Origin of the sequence: Haloechinothrix salitolerans (assembly GCF_042662605.1) — a bacterium.
In the GTDB taxonomy this organism is placed as follows: domain Bacteria; phylum Actinomycetota; class Actinomycetes; order Mycobacteriales; family Pseudonocardiaceae; genus Haloechinothrix_A; species Haloechinothrix_A salitolerans.
Genome location: NZ_JBHSXX010000001.1, coordinates 3,693,663 through 3,710,049, shown reverse-complemented (window position 1 = coordinate 3,710,049; position 16,387 = coordinate 3,693,663). Strand labels below are relative to the sequence as shown.

13 protein-coding genes are annotated in these 16,387 nt (G+C 70.5%); 5 read left to right on the top strand and 8 right to left on the bottom strand.

What is annotated here, in order from left to right; all coding sequences use genetic code 11:
• Positions 1 to 11: 11 nt before the first annotated feature.
• From ACFQGD_RS17585 to ACFQGD_RS17550, 8 genes are all read right to left on the bottom strand, one after another.
• Positions 12 to 1,427: an FAD-binding oxidoreductase gene (locus ACFQGD_RS17585; protein WP_345403084.1), complete on the bottom strand. Its 1,416-nt coding sequence runs from the start codon at positions 1,425 to 1,427 to the stop codon at positions 12 to 14.
• Positions 1,428 to 1,546: 119 nt separating this feature from the next.
• A complete protein-coding gene (locus ACFQGD_RS17580) occupies positions 1,547 to 3,166 on the bottom strand; it encodes a LuxR C-terminal-related transcriptional regulator (protein WP_390221068.1) in 1,620 nt (539 codons plus the stop codon).
• Positions 3,167 to 3,298: 132 nt separating this feature from the next.
• Positions 3,299 to 4,405, bottom strand: coding sequence for a cobalamin-independent methionine synthase II family protein (locus tag ACFQGD_RS17575; RefSeq protein WP_345403090.1), 1,107 nt, complete (start codon positions 4,403 to 4,405; stop codon positions 3,299 to 3,301).
• 42 nt (positions 4,406 to 4,447) lie between these two features.
• Complete coding sequence (locus tag ACFQGD_RS17570; RefSeq protein WP_345403093.1) at positions 4,448 to 6,613, bottom strand: acetate--CoA ligase family protein; 2,166 nt, start codon at positions 6,611 to 6,613, stop codon at positions 4,448 to 4,450.
• The gene (locus ACFQGD_RS17565; protein WP_345403096.1) at positions 6,607 to 7,545 is read right to left on the bottom strand and encodes a CoA-transferase subunit beta; all 939 of its coding nucleotides are present in this window, start codon (positions 7,543 to 7,545) and stop codon (positions 6,607 to 6,609) included. The genes ACFQGD_RS17570 and ACFQGD_RS17565 overlap by 7 nt, the downstream gene beginning before the upstream one ends.
• Positions 7,542 to 8,462 carry a CoA transferase subunit A gene (locus ACFQGD_RS17560; protein WP_345403099.1) on the bottom strand — a complete coding sequence of 307 codons (921 nt, stop codon included), beginning with the start codon at positions 8,460 to 8,462 and terminating at the stop codon, positions 7,542 to 7,544. The genes ACFQGD_RS17565 and ACFQGD_RS17560 overlap by 4 nt, the downstream gene beginning before the upstream one ends.
• Before the next feature lie 10 nt (positions 8,463 to 8,472).
• Positions 8,473 to 9,243: an SDR family NAD(P)-dependent oxidoreductase gene (locus ACFQGD_RS17555; RefSeq protein WP_345403102.1), complete on the bottom strand. Its 771-nt coding sequence runs from the start codon at positions 9,241 to 9,243 to the stop codon at positions 8,473 to 8,475.
• 18 nt (positions 9,244 to 9,261) lie between these two features.
• Positions 9,262 to 10,632: an FAD-dependent oxidoreductase gene (locus ACFQGD_RS17550; protein ID WP_345403105.1), complete on the bottom strand. Its 1,371-nt coding sequence runs from the start codon at positions 10,630 to 10,632 to the stop codon at positions 9,262 to 9,264.
• Between the two features lie 182 nt (positions 10,633 to 10,814).
• On the opposite strand from ACFQGD_RS17550, the gene ACFQGD_RS17545 reads away from it, so the two are divergent.
• Genes ACFQGD_RS17545 through ACFQGD_RS17525 form a run of 5 tightly spaced genes read left to right on the top strand, consistent with a single transcriptional unit; the run spans position 10,815 to position 16,363 of the window.
• Positions 10,815 to 11,591, top strand: coding sequence for a phosphosulfolactate synthase (locus ACFQGD_RS17545; RefSeq protein ID WP_345403108.1), 777 nt, complete (start codon positions 10,815 to 10,817; stop codon positions 11,589 to 11,591).
• Positions 11,588 to 12,508 carry an XcbA family protein gene (locus ACFQGD_RS17540; protein WP_345403111.1) on the top strand — a complete coding sequence of 307 codons (921 nt, stop codon included), beginning with the start codon at positions 11,588 to 11,590 and terminating at the stop codon, positions 12,506 to 12,508. The genes ACFQGD_RS17545 and ACFQGD_RS17540 overlap by 4 nt, the downstream gene beginning before the upstream one ends.
• Before the next feature lie 2 nt (positions 12,509 to 12,510).
• On the top strand, positions 12,511 to 13,854 hold the full coding sequence (gene xcbD / locus ACFQGD_RS17535) for a 3-sulfopropionylcysteine synthase XcbD (RefSeq protein WP_345403114.1): 1,344 nt from the start codon (positions 12,511 to 12,513) through the stop codon (positions 13,852 to 13,854).
• Positions 13,851 to 14,858: a 1-aminocyclopropane-1-carboxylate deaminase/D-cysteine desulfhydrase gene (locus tag ACFQGD_RS17530; protein WP_345403117.1), complete on the top strand. Its 1,008-nt coding sequence runs from the start codon at positions 13,851 to 13,853 to the stop codon at positions 14,856 to 14,858. Before xcbD ends, ACFQGD_RS17530 begins: the two co-directional genes overlap by 4 nt.
• On the top strand, positions 14,855 to 16,363 hold the full coding sequence (locus tag ACFQGD_RS17525; RefSeq protein ID WP_345403120.1) for a lyase family protein: 1,509 nt from the start codon (positions 14,855 to 14,857) through the stop codon (positions 16,361 to 16,363). Before ACFQGD_RS17530 ends, ACFQGD_RS17525 begins: the two co-directional genes overlap by 4 nt.
• Positions 16,364 to 16,387 lie beyond the last annotated feature (24 nt).

Genomic DNA, 16,387 nt, shown 5'->3' with positions numbered 1-16,387 from the left:
CGTGCGGCGGCTCAGCTCGGTAGCGCGGCGCCGGGGTCGATGTTCTGGTTGAGACGGAACAGGTTGCCGGGGTCGTAGCGTCGCTTCACCTCCACCAGCCGGTGATGGTTGTGCCGGTAGTTGGCGCGGATTTGCGCCGGGTCGTCGTCGGAGGAGAAGTTGACGTAGCCGCCTGCCATCGCGGTCGGGCGCAGCGCGTCGTAGTAGGCGCGCGTCCACGCGATGTTGGCCGCGTCGTCGGCCGGATCGTGCCAGGTGGCGCCGATCCCGACGGCGAAATTCGCATCGCGGTAGCCGAACGCGGTGTCGCTCGAGCCGACCCGGTGGCACGCGCCATCGATGGGGAAGATCAGCGTGGCCGACTCCGGTGACGGCAGCGTCGCGGCGAAGGACACGTGCGCGTCGATCGCACCGTCGGGCAGGCTCGCGTTGAAGCACCCCTTCCAGTAGTGACGCAACCCGAACGGCAGCAGGTCGTCGAACAGCGTGTTGATCACCGGGTACGGCATCCGGTCGACGAACTGCCCCACCGACGGACCGATCCGTTCGAGCCGATCGCGGATCTGGTCATCCTGCTCACGCGGGCCGCTCCAGCAGGTCAGGACGGCGCACACCGGCTTGTCGTGCCACGCCTCCGGCACGAACGGAGCGGACGGCGCCCGCACGAGCCCCAGGACGAGATTCAGCTCGTCCGGCGCGTCAGCCAGCATGTCGAGATAACCGCGCACGACCTCGGCATCCAGCGGATAAAACGTTGGGCCGCCGAGGATGTCCGCGATCGGGTGCAGGCGGTACTCGAACGACGTCACCACGCCGAAGTTCCCACCACCGCCCCGCAGCGCCCAGAACAGGTCATGGTGCTCGTTCGCGCTACACGTGAGCAGACGGCCGTCGGCGGTGACGACGTCGGCGCTGAGCAGATTGTCGCAGCTCAGCCCGCACCGCCGGGCGAGATGGCCGAGACCGCCGCCGAGCGTCAGCCCGGCGATGCCGGTGGTGGACACGATCCCGCCGGTCACGGCGAGCCCGAAGGCGTGGGTCGCGTGGTTGAGGTCGCCCCAGGTCAGTCCCGGCTCGGCGTGCACCGTCCTGTGCCGAGGATCCACACGCAGACCACGCATCGCGCCCAGATCGAGCACGACCCCATCGTCGCAGGTGCCGAACCCCGCGATGCCGTGTGAGCCGCCCCGCACGGCGAACGGCAGTTCGTGCTCCCGCGCGGCGGTCACGGTCGTGACGACGTCGGCGACGCTCGCGGCCCGCACCACCGCGCCGGGTCGTCGATCATGGATGACGTTGTAGATCGTGCGGACGTCGTCGTAGCCGTCGTCGTCCGGGGTCAGCACCTGGCCACGCACGGCGGTACGCAGCGTCTCGACCACTGCCGGGTCGACAACGGTGTCGGTGACGGTGTCGGTGACGGTCATGATCTGCCTCCCAAGCTCAGTTGCTCCCGATCGGCAGTGTCGAACGCGGTGGAGCGCGCGCACATCGCGTGAACGCCCCAACGTCCTGCTTCGGCAGGTGGTGTGAACGCACCAGGTGGTCAGGCCAGATCGTGGGTGTGAGCGAAAGCGGCTGCCGCCGCGCGGCTCGATACACCAAGCTTGGTGTAGATGTTGTCCAGGTGGCGCGAGACGGTGTGTGTGCTGATGACCAGCTCGTCGGCGATGTCGCGGTTGCTCTTCCCCGCAGCGACGAGTCGCAATACCTCAAGCTGACGTGCGGTCAGACCGGACGGCAGGTCCCTGCTGGCCGCGAGGAACCGCTCGACCTGGCGCAGCCCGTCGGCAGCCCCGAGCCGCTCGAAAGCCGCACGCACCGCGCGCAGTTCCAGCTCCGCTGTGTCGTAGTCGCCTGCCGCCCGGCAGGCCTTCGCCAGCAGTAGCCGGGTCTGTGCCGCCTCGTACGGCAACTCGAGTTCGAGCCACGCACCGCGGGCACGCCGCAGCCGTGCGAGCGCGTCCGCCACATCGCCGTCGGCGACGGCGACCGCACCGCGAGCGTGCGACGCCAGCGCGCTGAGCAGCGTGGTTCCGGACTCACGGGCGATCGTCTCAAGTCCACGCGTGGCGGCTCGCCCGGTGTCGAGGTCGCCGACGGCGAGACTGATCTCCACCTGGGCGGCCAGCAGCCGCGCCTTGCCGAGTCCCTGCCAGTCGCCGCCAGCAAGGCAAGACGCCAGCGCCGTGGCTGCCGCCTCTCCCCTGCCCTGGGCGAGACGGAGCAACGCGAGCCCAGGCTGCGGGTCGCGACCGAGCTCGTGGGCGCGCAGGAAGGCGTCCTCGGCGCGAGACAGGTCTCCTTTGCGACGCCGTAGTTCGCCAGCCACGTAGAACGACTCACCCGCCATGTTCGGGTGGTAGCTCAGCAGTTCCCGGCACGCCCGTTCGGCTTCCGTGTCCGCCTCGTCCCAGGCACCACCGAGAACCCGCAGTTCGACGTGGTGGACCCGGCAGAGGCCGTGGAAGGGCGTCCCGGCAGGCAACGTCTCACACCACGCCATCGCGGCATCGTTCCAGGCGGACGCGCGGCGCATGTCAGCCAGCTCGTAGCTGACCGGCACCGCGAGGCAGTACAGCCATCCAGCGATCAGATCGCTCACGGCGCCCGCCATGACATCGCACATCGCCTCGTCAAGGCGCGCCAGGCCGGTCGCGGTCTCCCCCGCGCCGATGCGTAACGTGCCTTCAAGCAGGCGGGCCATCGCGACGACGTCCTGACTGCCGCAACGGACGCCGATGTCGGCCATGTGGCGGGCCAGTCGCAACGCTTCGTCGTGGTCGCCCGACGCCGCCGCGAGCTCGGCGTCCGAGAAGGCCAGGAACCCCTGCTCCGTGCACTCCGGCTGGTCCCCAAGGTGCCGCCGTGCCTTGGTCAACCATCCCGCGGCGAGGGCGTCCTTGCCGATGAAACCGTACTCCGTCGCCAACATCCAAGCGTGGTAGCCCGCCCGGCGCGCGTCCCCGGCGGCGACGTACGCCGCGTGCGCTCGCCTGCGAACGGCCAGTGACTCCTCGACCCGCGACAGCCACCAGGCGGCGTCCGCGAGCGCTTCAAGCTCCTCGGGCCGGAGTGAATCAAGGTTCACGGCACGCAACCGCCGATAAACCTCCGGCCACCCGTCACGACCGGTCTGTTCCAGCGCGGCACGGTCTCCGGGCATCAGCGCCCTTTCGGTCGGTAATCGACCTTACGGTACCTGAGGCGGTCGCACGAGCACCGTAGATCAACAGCGGGCGGGGCGGCGCGCCATCGAGACGTGCCGCCCCGCCCGTGACCGCGACAGCGGCGGTGATTACGCGCCGCGCAGTTCCTCACGCACGATGGCCACACCATCGGCGAGCGCACGGAGCTTGCTCGCCGCGACCATCCTCGGCAGGTTGATCAGGCCGCAGTCAGTCGAGAGCCCGACCCGCTCGGCGGGCACGTACTCCAGCACCTGTCGGATCCGGTCGGCGACCTCGTCCGCCGTCTCGGTGATGGTGCTCTTCACGTCGATCACGCCTGCCACGAAGTCTTTTTGGAAGCCGTGGTCCACCAGCGGCTTAAGGTCGTCCGGTCCCATGCGGCCGACTTCGTAGTTGAGCGCGTCGATGTTGGCGTCGTTGACGTGCGGGAAGATGGCGTTCGCCCGTTCGGGTGCGGGTGCGCTGGACGGGCGCTTGTCCAACACCCACGCGCCGAACTCGGTTTCCTCGTCATCGGGGAAGTAGCCCGGCGTGCCGGAGTAGTTGCCCCAACAGGTGTGCACCCACGATTGCATGTTGACGCCTTCGATGGCCTTGTTCAGCACCTCGATTTCCCAGTCACCCATGCCGTACGGCCAGACGAACTCGTCGAACTGCACGATGTCGCAGCCGTTGTCGGCCAGTTCTTTGAGGTCCTCGTTGAACGCCTTGGCGATGGCCAGCGCCAGTTCTTTGGTTTCCTTGTAGTACTGGTTGTTGGTGGCGGCGGCCAGCACCTGAATACCGGTGTAGGAAATCTTCACCGGCTTCTTCGTGGCCTTCCGGATGGCACGCAACGTCGCTAGGTGGAACGGGTGCTCCCGCCGCACCTCACCGGTGCAGGTGGGCGCGAACAGCGTCGAGTAAATAGGCAGCCCGATCGGCGGTCCCGAGAGCTTGTAGCCCGTCATCCGCTGTACGTAGTGATACAGAATGGTGCCGTAGGGTGAGTCGCCGCCGTACACCTTGCCGTCACTGATCACGTCGATACCGGCGTGCTCCTGGTCATTCACGATCGCGCCTACCGCGTCCTCGAGTGCTTCCCTACTGATGGCGTCATATATGAACTCACCATTGGGATACACCGCGAATGGCTGACCGTCATACCACCGTGGGTTCGGGTAGTTGCCGACCATCGTGGTGGGGAGTAATACGTCTTCGGAGCCGACTCGCATAGCTCTCGCCTTCCTTCGGTGTGATTTGGAATACAGCGAACGCTACGGAGACCTGCGTGCCATTTCTCCGCCATGGCCGGGCGAATCTCGGCGAGCTGTCTCGTCCCGTGGGGACTGATTTTGGGTGTAGAGACGCCAGTCGGAGACGATGACGTGCCGCGCTCCGCACAACACCGGGTTCAGGTCCAGCTGGCTGAGCCAGGGGGTGGCGGCGAGCAGTTCACTCACTCTGGTGACCAATGCGGCGAGCGCGGCCAGATCGACCGGCTCCTGTCCCCGCGCGCCCGCCAGCAGTGGGTAGCCCCGCATCCGACGCAGCAGTCGGTGCGCGTCGGCCTCGGTGCAGGGCGCGAGGGCGAACACGACGTCGTCCACCGTCTCGGCGAATACGCCGCCCAGCCCCGCCACCACGGCGGGTCCGAAGCTCGCGTCGCGGATGCCACCGACGATGACCTCGACACCCACGCGGTGCGGCTGCACCAGTACCGATGCGCCGGGCGCGATCGCCAGAATCTCCCGTGCCGCCGCGCGCAGGGCGGCGTCGTTTCGCAGGTCGGTTCGAACGCCGCCGACGTCGCTCTTGTGCGCGATGTTGGGGTGCACCACCTTCGCCACGACCGGATAGCCGAGCCCCCGAGCGGCGCGGACGGCGTCCCGCTCGCTGTGACACACAGTGGATGGCAGGACATCGATGCCCGCGTTCCGCAGCAGGTCGGCGGCTTGCTCCACGTCGAGCTGGCGGTCGATCGGCTGGGCGGCCACCGTTGCGGGCGCGGTCGCGGGCGGGCCCGGCGCGCTGGGATGATCTGGCTGACTCGGTGCCAGCGGATCGGCGTTCCGCGCGGCCTCCGCGGCGTGGGCCACCGCGCGGGCGGTGCGTTCCGGCCAGTCGAAGCACGGTACCCCCGCTTCCTGGAGCAGCTTTGCCCCGGCCCGTTGATCGCGGTCGGCGACCCAGCAGGCATACACTGGCACAGCCACGCCGTCCGCCCGCAATGCGGCGACGGCGGCGCGCACCGCGATGCTCACCTCTTCGCTCGCCGAGCGGTGCAGCAGCACCGGGACGACGACGTCGACCTCGCCGGAGCGGGCGATGCGGTCGATGAGTGCCGGATACAGCTCGGTGTAGCGGTGCCAGACGGTGGTCATGTCTACCGGGTTGTGCGGGCTGCCCACCGCGGGCAGCAGCGCACGCAGCTCCGCTCGCAACCCCGGCGAGAGTTCCGGCACCAGCAGGTTGTGCTCGACCAGCAGGTCGGTCAGCTCGACCCCGGTGCCGCCGGAGTTCGTGACGATGCCGACCCTGGCGCCCGCCGGGTGTGGCCTGGCATCCAGCGCACGCGCGGCGTCGAGCATCTCCAGCCCGGACCGCACCACGATCGCGCCCGCGTCAGCCAAGGCGGCTCGCGCGACCCGGTCCTGCGACGCCAACGCGGCCGTGTGCGAGAGCGCCGCGCGTGCCCCGGCGGCCGAACGTCCGAGGCGGGCCACGATCACCGGCTTGTGCGGGGTGATCTCCCGCGCCGCCTCGATGAACGCGCGTCCGTCGGGCATCGACTCGGACAGGAAACAGATCACCGTGGTCGCCGGGTCGTCGCCGAGATAGCGCAGCAGGTCCGCGTCACCGACATCGGCCTTGTTGCCCGTCGCGCACACCTTCGCGAACCGGGCGTGCTCGTCGCGTCCCAGGGTGTGAATCGCCATCCCGTACGCGCCCGACTGGGTCACCACGCTGATCCCGCCGCCAGCGGGTAGGCCGCGTCCGAGCGACGCGTTCAGCGGGAGGCCGCAGTTCTGCACGCCGAAACAGTTCGGCCCGATGATGCGCACCCCGCCCGCCCAAGCGGCGGCCATCATCTCCGCCTGCAAACGTGCGCCCTCCGGCCCCGCCTCGGCGAACCCGCCGCTGATGACCACGGCGGCAGGCACGCCGCGTGCGGCCGCGTCCGCGATGACGCCGGGCACCGACGCGGCGGGCGACACGACGACGGCGAGGTCGACCGCGCCCTCGACGTCGCGCAGGCTCGCCACGGCAGACACACCGTCCACAGTGGACGACGACGGCGTGACCGGCACGACCTCGCCGGGGAAGTCGCGGAGGTTGTCCCAGAACAACCGGCCCGCGCTGCCGTCCCGGTCTGATGCGCCGACCAGCGCGATCCGCCGGGGTGCGAACACCGCGGCGAGCGCGCTGGCCGTGGTCAGCATGCGCAGGACGCGCGAGATCCGTGGGTGAAGGTGCGGCGCAGCTCGTCCGGGGAGAACTCCGAACGCCGCACCCCGAGCGGGTCGATCCCGCGCACGGCGGCGATCTCGGCCGCGCTCGGCGGGTCGACCGGCCGCAGGTCCGCGGCCACGCGCAGCTCGAAGCCGGTCGCCGCGCGCACGGTGTCGACGTCGATGTCGGGGAACACGCGCCGGAGCCGGGCGTGGCCGTCCTCGTCATAGTCGAAGATGCCGAGCTCGGTGACCAGCCACTCCGGCCCGCCGCCGGTGAATCCGAGTTCCGCGCGGGTGCCCTCGCGGGTGCGGTGGCCGAGGTCGGTGACGAAGTCGCAGTCAGCGACCAGGGTCCGTCCTGAGCGGTGCCGCGTCGTCCACAGCGTCAGCTGCTTGATCGTCGCGGACAGGTTGCAGCCGCCCCCGCCGCCGCCGAGCTTGACCTTCGGCGCGTCGAGCGGGCCGATCGCGGTGACGTTCGTGCTGCCGTAGCCGTCGATCTGCCCGCCGGAGAGGAACATCCGGTCCACGTCGCCACGTAGCGCCGCGTCGAAGAACTCCTCGAACCGCATCCGGTAGGCCGCGCCGCGTTGCAGGCTCTCGTCGTTTCCGGTGGGCGGGATGAACGGCGGGTCGGGGTTCACCGCGTACGTCGCTCCCTCCACCAGCAACATGTCGCGGGCGGACGTCTTCCGTGCGAGGTGCATCGCGACCTGCGCGCACGGGCTGCCGAAGCCGTGGAAGACGACCTCGCGGTCGCGGATCGTGCGTGCGAGCGCGACGACGAACCACTCGTCAATCGAGAAGCCCTTGGTGCCCGGTGCCGATGATTCGTGCCTGCGAGCAGCACTCTGTGCCGATGATTCGTGCCTGCGAGCAGCACTCTGTGCCGATGATTCGTGCCTGCGAGCAGCACTCATGCGAACAGCTCCTTCCACCGCGCCGTCGACGTCGACCACGACCGCAGCGCCGCGAGCCGGTCCTCCCCGATCGCCTTGCGGTAGGCCTCCTCGGTCGGGGTGCCGGTGACGAATTCGTCGAGGTAGCCCGCGAGCGCCGCGCCGCCCTCGGTGGCGGCGTCGACGTACCCGCCGAGGTGGGCGCGGTCGTAGGCGTAGTCCGGGTAGCAGGAGCTGGGGTGCGCGCCGTACGGCACCTCGGCGAGGGCGCTGACCTGGTGCGCGGGAATGGTGATGCCCGCCAGCGCGACCTCCTCGGTCGAAACCACCCGCTCCACCGTGGCGACGACGTCGATCGCGGCGGCGGCGAACCGTTCGTCCAGCACGTACGGCTGCGCCAGGTGCAGGTTGCCGTGCCGGTCGCCGAGCCGGGCGTGGATGAGCGCGACGTCCGGGCGCAGCGGCGGCACGGCCACCAGCGTCTCCCCGGTGAACGGGCATGTCACCTCGCCGTACTCGGGGTGCAGCCGCCGGATGTCGGACCCGGCCACCCCGCGCACCGGCAGGAACGGCACCCCGAACTCGGCGGCGCGCAGCTGCGTGAGCATGGTGCCGCAGCAGCTTTCCCGCACCTCGACGCTGCCGCTCTGCGCGGCGCGACGGTAGGCGGGCGCGAGGCCGAAGTCCTGCTCGAACCCGACGTAGCTTTCCTCGCACACCGCGATCGCGCCGGCCGCGATGAGCAGGTCGACGTCGATGCCGTGCGCGGAGCCGATGACGTGCAGCCCGCGTCGTCCCTGCCGGATCAGCTCGCGGACCAGCGCCATCGGCAGCCGCGCCGACAACCCGCCGCCGAGCGCGACCAGTGCGCCGTCACCGACGAGCGCGGCCGCCCGATCCAGGCCGACCAGCTTGTCCGCGTCCAGGTGAAAGCCCATCGGTCACCTCCTACTGCGCGGTCATGCCGCCGTCGGCGGCGATGATCGACCCGGTCATAAACGACGACTCGTCGCTGCACAAAAACAGTGCGACCTTGGCGATTTCCTCGGGTGTGCCGAGCCTGCCGATCGGGTACTTCAGCAGGGTTTTCGCCAGTCCCGCGTCGAGATCGCCGCCGCCGCGCGCCCGCAGCATCGGTTCCATGAGCGGCGTGAACACCGTGCCGGGGCAGATCGCGTTCACCCGGATGCCTTGCGGTGACAGGTCAACGGCCATCGAGCGGGTCAGCGAGACGACGGCCCCCTTCGCGGCGCAGTAGGCAGCGAAGTTCGGCACGCCGACCAGCCCGGCGACCGACGCCTGGTTGACGATCGCTCCCCCGGCGGTGCGCAGGTGCGGAATCGCCGCGCGGGAGCAGAGGTACGTGCCCTTGGCGTTGACGGCGAAACAGCGGTCCCAGTCGTCCTCCGTGGTGTCAGCGACCGATCCGGAGCTGTCGACGCCCGCGTTGTTGTAGAGCAGCTGCAGCCCGCCGAACTCGCGGACGGTCCGCTCGACGGCGTCGGCGACCTGGTCGGCGGCGGAGATGTCCACGCTCAGCGCGATCGCCGTGCCGCCAGCGGTGGTGATCTTCTCGACGGTCTCGGCGGCGGCGTCACCGCGCAGGTCGGCCACCGCGACGGCGGCGCCTTCAGCGGCGAACAGCTCGGCGGCGGCGCGGCCGATGCCGGACCCCGCCCCGGTGATGAACGCGGTGCGTCCTTGTAGTCGTCCTGACATCGGGTGTCCTCCTGGGTACTAGGCGGCGACGGGGGAATCGGGTTGAGTGGCGAGCGCGTCGGCGGCCTGCGCCGCGAGCAGCACGGGTTCGTAGACGGGCGCGTATGGCGGGGCGTACGACAGGTCGGCGGCGACAAGGTCGGCCACGCTGAGCCCGGCCTGCAGCGCGACGGCCACGACGTCAATCCGTTTCGCCACGCCGTCACCGACGCCGACGACCTGCGCGCCGAGCAGCCTGCCGTCGTTCGTGTGCACCAGCCGGACATGCACCGGCCCGGAACCCGGGTAGTACTTGGCTCGGGACTTGCCGAGCGCGTCGGTCGCCACGGCGGGCAGTCCCTCGGCCAGCGCTTCGGCGAGCGTGAGCCCGGTGCGGGCCACGGCGAGGTCGAAGACCTTGACCACGGCCGTGCCGACGACGCCGGGGAAAGTGGCGCTACCGCCTGCGGCCGCGATGCCCGCGACGCGGCCCATCTTGTTGGCCGCCGGTCCCAGCGGCACGAACGCGGGCCTGCCCAGCACCCGGTGATGCGGAGCGACGCAGTCCCCCGCCGCGAAGACATCGGGCAGCGACGTACGCATGGCGGAGTCGACCAGGAGCGCGCCGGTGTCATCGGTCTTCGCGCCCACGTCGGCGGCCAGGGAGCTGGCGGCCCGCACGCCGGTGGCGAGCACGACGGCGTCCACGACGAGCCGCTGCGTGCCGACGCGCACCGCGAGTTGGTCACCGATTCGCTCGGCCCCGTGCAGCATCGTTCGCAGCCGCAGGTCAACGCCCCGTCGACGCACTTCCTGCTCAACCAGCGCGGCTACCGGCGAGTCCAGGTTCGGCATGACCTGGTTCTCGGCCTCGACAACAGTGACCGCCGCGCCACGCTCGGCCAGCGCCTCGGCCATCTCCAGCCCGATGTATCCGCCGCCGACGACGAGCACACTCCCGACACGGCCCGCGTCGAGTAGGCACCGCAGGCTGATCGCGTCCTCCAGGGTGCGGATCGTGAACACCCGCTCGTCGTCCAGACCGGGCAGTGGTGGGCGCACCGGCCGGCCACCGGTCGTCACGATGAGGCTGCCGTAGCCGAGGCGACGTTCGTGGCCGTCCTGGCTGACGGTGACGTGCCGTCGCTCCGGGTCGATGTGGCTGACGCTGGTGTGCAGCCGCAGGTCGATGCGTCGCCGGTCACGGAAGAACGTCGGTGGATAGGCGACGAGGTCGTCGGCCGAGGTCACCGATCCCGCGAGGTAGTACGGAATCCCGCACAACCCGTAGGCGGCGTACCCGCTGGCTTCGAGCACCACGATCTCCAGCGCAGGGTCGGTGCGGCGCGCGGCGGACGCGGCGGACATGCCTGCTGCGCCGCCTCCCACGACCACCAGTCGAGAGCCCACGGTTCGTTCCTCCTTGCGGCTTGACTAAGGACGAACGTAGGCGCGTCGCGCCCGAAGTCCCCATGTCCCTGGAGGGCGAAGCCACGGCCCAGGTTGGTACCCGCAGGACACAGACTCCCCGGCGTGTGGTTCGTACCGTCGAAAGCACCAGAACAGGCGTGCGGCGGCAGAGGAGACGGCGGATGTGGGACTGTCCCAGCTTCTTGGATCTACCCGAGCGTCCAGAGAAACCCCGCTCGTGCGGCCTGACGCATGTGCTCGACAAGGGCATGCCCATCCCCATCCTTGAGGCGATGCTGGCGCAGTCCGGACATCTCATCGACGTCCTCAAGATCGGCTGGGGCACGGCGTATCTCGATCCGGCGGTGAAGGACCGGGTGGCGTTGTGCCGGTCGGCAGGGATCGTGCCGTGCCTCGGTGGCACGCTGCTGGAGATCTGCCACGCTCAGCACCGGATCGACGAGCTGGTGGATTGGGCGACCGGCGTCGGTGTCAGCGCGATCGAGGTGTCCAACGGTCTGCAGGCGATCAGCCGGAGCGAGAAGACGTCGCTGGTGAACCGGTTGTCGCGGGAGTTCCTGGTGCTGGCTGAAACGGGCGCGAAGGACAGCGCCGCGCCCGTCGTGGTGTCCGACTGGGTGTCCGAGATGGCGAGCGATCTCGCGGCGGGCGCGCAGTGGGCGGTGGTCGAAGGGCGCGAGAGCGGCACCGTGGGCCTCTACCACCCGGACGGCAGCCTGCGCACCGACCTGGTCGACGCCATCGCCGCGCGGTTGCCGCTGGAGCGGGTGATCTTCGAAGCGCCCCGCAAGCAGCAGCAGGTGTGGCTGATCGAGCGGTTCGGGGCGAACGTCAACCTCGGCAACGTGCCGCCGGACGAGGTGATGCCGCTGGAGACGTTGCGGGTCGGCCTGCGGGCGGACACCGCCGTGACGCACCGGGCGGTGGTGGCGCGATGATTCCCGACCCAGCCCCGAACACGATGACCCGGCCCTACCGGGGCCTGTCGGTGCAGGAGACCGACGTGCCGCTGACCGAGGACGACCTGGTGCCGTTCCTGCTCGGCCGCGAGGTGTATCGCCGCACCGAGTATCTGGTGTTCCGGAACGGTGCCGACACCGCGCTGGTCGCGGTGCGCAAGGAGTCGTACGAGCCGTTGTTCTCGCCGGTGGTGGAGGCGCGCGTGTTGGCGAGCCCCAGCGAGGTCGTGTCGCTGCGCTCGCCGGAGACCGACGTCGGCAACGCGACGGCGTTGGCTCGCACCGCCCTGGCGCACGCGCGGCCCGGCGCCCGCGCCTACGTCGTGGAGGGGCGCTACGAGCACGTCAACTTCATTTGGGAACCGGCGCCGGTGCGGATCAAGGTCACCGAGGTCATCCCGCCGGAGCCGCCGAAGCTGTTCGCGATGGCCGAGCAGGTGGTGGCATTCGACGAGGACCTGCCGCCGATCGAGCTGGTCGCCGATCTTGTCGACATCCGCACCCTCACCGCAGAACACCCCGCCGCCGCGTACTTGCTGCCGTGTCGTGGTTCCGGCGTGCAGGTCGCGGGCACGGTGGCCTTTTTGGACACTCGTCCGGCGGAACGCCTGGACTGGACCATGGTCGGCTGCCAGCGTTCGGTCCAGTTCCACGAGCACTTCTACGGTGACGAGCCGCCCCGCGTGGACATCTGCCCTCGCGCGACGCGCGATCTGTCCGAGCCGACGCTTGCGAAATGTTGCCTGCTGGAACGCGGGGTCGAGTTCGAGGACTCCGCCGCGATCGTGCCGTGGGGGTCCAATCTGGACGAGATCCGGCTCGCGCTGCGGCGGCTCACCGGCGTGGACACCGCTAACACGCCGGACGCCGTCACGGTCGGCGCGGCGGGGGCGTAGCGATGTGCGCGCACATCACGGATTCCGTGCTGTACCGGCATCTGTGGGGCACCGACGAGACGCACGCGCTGCTCGACGACGGTCCGCGCGTGCAGCGCTGGCTCGACATCCTCGCCGCGCTGGCCGCCGCCCAGGCGGAGGTCGGCCTGATGCCGGACGACGCGGCGCGGGCGATCGCCGACCACGCCGACGTCGCCCTGCTCGACTTGGACGACGTGGCGGCCGAGACGCGTGCGTGCGGACATTCGACGCTCGGACTGATCCGGTGTCTGCGCCGGGTGTTGCCGGAGCCGGCGCGCGAGTGGGTGTACTACGGCGCCACGGTGCAGGACCTCACCGACACCTGGACCGCGCTGGTCCTACGTGACGTCGGGGCGCTGGTGGCGCGCGAGCTGGCCGACATCGAGCAGGCGGCACGCACGCTCGCGCAGCAGCATCGGGACACCGTGATGCCCGGCCGCACGCATGGCCAACCCGGTTTGCCGATCACCTTCGGGTTCAAGGCGGCGGTGTGGGCAGCGGAGCTGGGCCGCCACCGTGCCCGGCTGACGGAAGGACGTCGCCGTTGGGAAGTGGCGCAGCTGGGTGGTGCGCTGGGCACGATGGAGTTCTGGGGCGATGCGGCGTTGCCGCTGCTGGACGCCTTCGCCCGCCGGGTCGGACTGGCCGCACCGGACGTGCCGTGGCTGACCGCGCGCGACGGCGTGGCGGAGTTCGTGAACCTGCTCGCGCTGATCACGGCGACGCTCGGCAAGATCGGCCAGGAGGTCTACGCGCTGCAACGCCCGGAGATCGGTGAGCTGGCCGAGCCGGTCACCACGGGTCAGGTCGGCAGCATCACCATGCCGCACAAGCGCAATCCCGAGCTGTCCGAGCATCTGGTGACGCTGGCGCGACTGGTGCGCTCGGACGCCTCCGTCGCGGTGGAGGCGATGGTCGTCGAGCATGAACGCGACGGTCGCGCGTGGAAGACCGAGTGGGCGATCGTGCCCGAAGTGTGCCTCTACAGCCACACCGCGCTGCGACTCGCACACACGCTGCTCGACGGGCTGCGCGCCGACCCTGACCGGATGCGGGCGAACGTCGACGCGCACGGCGGGTACTTGGTCTCGGAGCCGGTCATGCGGGCGCTGGCGGCGCGAATCGGCAAGCACGCCGCGCACGAGGTGATCTACGAGGCCAGCCTGGCCGGGCGGGAACGCGGCGTCGACCTGCGGACGGCGTTGCTGGCCGACTCACGGGTGACCGCCCACCTCAAGGCCGACGACATCGACCGCTGCCTCGACCCGGAGGCCGCGTTGGGTGCGGCGCGGTCGTTCGTGGACCGCGTGGCAGGTGAGGCATGAACCGGCTGTTCACGCTGCCGCGCGTGTCGTTGGCGACGGTGCCGACGCCGTTGCAGCCCGCGCCCCGGCTCTCTGACACGCTCGGCGTCGAGGTGTGGCTGAAGCGCGACGACCTCACCGGGCTCGGGCTGGGCGGCAACAAGGCGCGCGGGCTGGAGTACCTCATCGGTGACGCGCTCGCGCAAGGCTGCGACTGCCTCGTCACCGGGGCGGGTCCGCAGTCGAACTGGGCGATGCTGGCCGCGCTCGCCGCACGCCGGACCGGCCTCGACCCGCATCTGGTGTTCTACGGCTCCCCCGGCGCTGGTCCCGCCACCGGGAACCTGCTGCTCGATGAGCTGATCGGCGCGGAGGTCCACTACACGGGCGATTCCGACCGCAGCTCGGTGGACCGGGTGATCGACGCCGTCGCCGAGAAGCTCCGCGTGATGGGACGTCGTCCGTACCGGCTGCCGAGGGGCGGCGCGACCGGTCTCGGCGCGACCGGCTACCTGCGCGCGAGCCTGGAACTCTCCGAACAGCTACTCGGAGCGGGCCTCTCCCCGAGCCAGCTGTGGCTGGCGACCGGATCGTGCGGCACACAGGCCGGCTTGGTGGCGGGTGCCCGCTGGCTCGCCGCGCCCTACGAGGTCGTGGGTGTCAGCGTCAGCAGGCCAGCGGCGGAATGCGTGCGGCGGGTCGACTCGCTCGCGAACGACGTCGCCGCGCTACTCGATCTGCCTTGTGTTCCCGGCGAGATCACCGTGCTGAGCGGCCACATCGGACCGGGATATGGCATCCCGTCCGACGAGGGCGACGCGGCCACGCGACTAGTCGCCCAGACCGAGGGTGTCTTCCTCGATCCGGTGTTCGCCGCCAAGGCGATGGGTGCGCTGGTGCGGCGGGCGCGGGAGAAGCCTCTGGTGGGGCCGGTGGTGTTTCTCGTCAGTGGTGGCGCGCCGACGTTGTTCGCCGGACGCGCGAGCACCTCACGTGGCGCGGCGGCGTTGGAGGCGGCCCTGTGAGCGGCACGTCACCCGAGGGGTACCTGGGCGCCGACGCCAGGATCACCAGCGGTCCCGCGCCGGAGCTTGTCGAGGCGGGTTATGCCGTGGAACTGGCGGACGCTCCCCTGCTGCACCACGGTCTCGGACTCGCCGATCTGGCGCACGTGCTCGCGTTGCGACGTGCCGGGGTGATCCCGGACGACGATGCGGCACGCCTGCTCGACGTCCTGCTCGACGTCCTGGACACGCCTGCCGAGGACTTCCCGTACGACGCGGTTTACGGTGACGCCTACAACAGCCGCGAGCGGGAGCTGGAACGCAGGCTGGGCAGCGTCGCCGGGTGGCTGCACACCGGGCGCACGCGGCGGGAGGCGGGCCGGATCGCGTTCCGCCTGGCGATGCGGGAGCGCGTCCTGGCGTTGCACGACGCGGTCGTGCGCTTCGTCCGCGCGCTGGTGGACCGCGCGAAACAGGAAGCCGACACCGTGTGGGCGGACACCACGTATCTGCAACCGGCGCAGCCGTCGACGTTCGGGCACTACCTCGGGGCTTTCGCGGAGGAAGGCGTCCGGCATCTCGACCGGCTCGCGGCGGCATACCGGTGGTTCGACCGCTCCCCGGCGGGCGTGGGCGGGGTGGCGGGCACGCGGGTGCCGGTGGACCGCGACGAGCTGGCCGGGCTGCTGGGGTTCGCGGACCTTGGCGCGCACACCCGCGACGTGATGTGGTCGGTGGACGGGCTCGCCGACGCCGCGCTGGCCTGCACGCAGGCGGCCACGACGGTCGATCGGCTCGCGGAGGATCTGGAGATCTTCGCTAGCCCCGGCTTCGGGTACGTGGCGCTGGATGCGTCGTTGTGCCGGGCGTCGGTGTTGTTGCCGCAGAAGCGCAACCCGTATGCGTTGGCGGTGATCCGGTCCGGGGCGAGCACGCTCATCGGGCGCACGACCGGGCTGCTGGTGGCCCAGCGCAGCCCGTCGGCGCGCACGGACAACTGGCTGCGCGCGTACGGCGAGCTGGCCTCGACGCTGGAGCTGTCCCGCCAGGTCGTCGCCCTCGGTGCGGAGGTGGCCGCGACCATGCGAGTGGACCGGGACGCATTGGCGGCCGCGGCGGGCGCGCACTTCACCGCCGCGGCTGATCTCGCTGAGGAGCTGGTGCTGCGGACGTCGGTGGACTACCGCTCGGCCTACCGGGTGGTCGGCAAGGCAGTGGCCACGGCTGTGGCGGCCGGGCGCACGGAGCTGACCTACGACGACCTCGCGCTCGCCGCGAAAGAGCTACGTGGCACCGAACTCGGCCTCGACCCCGACCACGTGCTGCGGACGCTCGACCCGGCGACCTGCACGCTCGGCAGAGACGTGCCCGGTGGCAGCGCCCCGGAGCGGGTGCGGGCGCACTGCGCCGACGTCGCCAAGCGCGTCAGCACCGCCGCCGCGTGGTCCGCCGACCGAGCGGTAGCGGCGCGGGTGGCGGAGGACGACCTCATCGAGCAGGCCCGCGCGGTCAGCACGGCGGAGTGAACACGTCAACTTCAGTGCGCGACA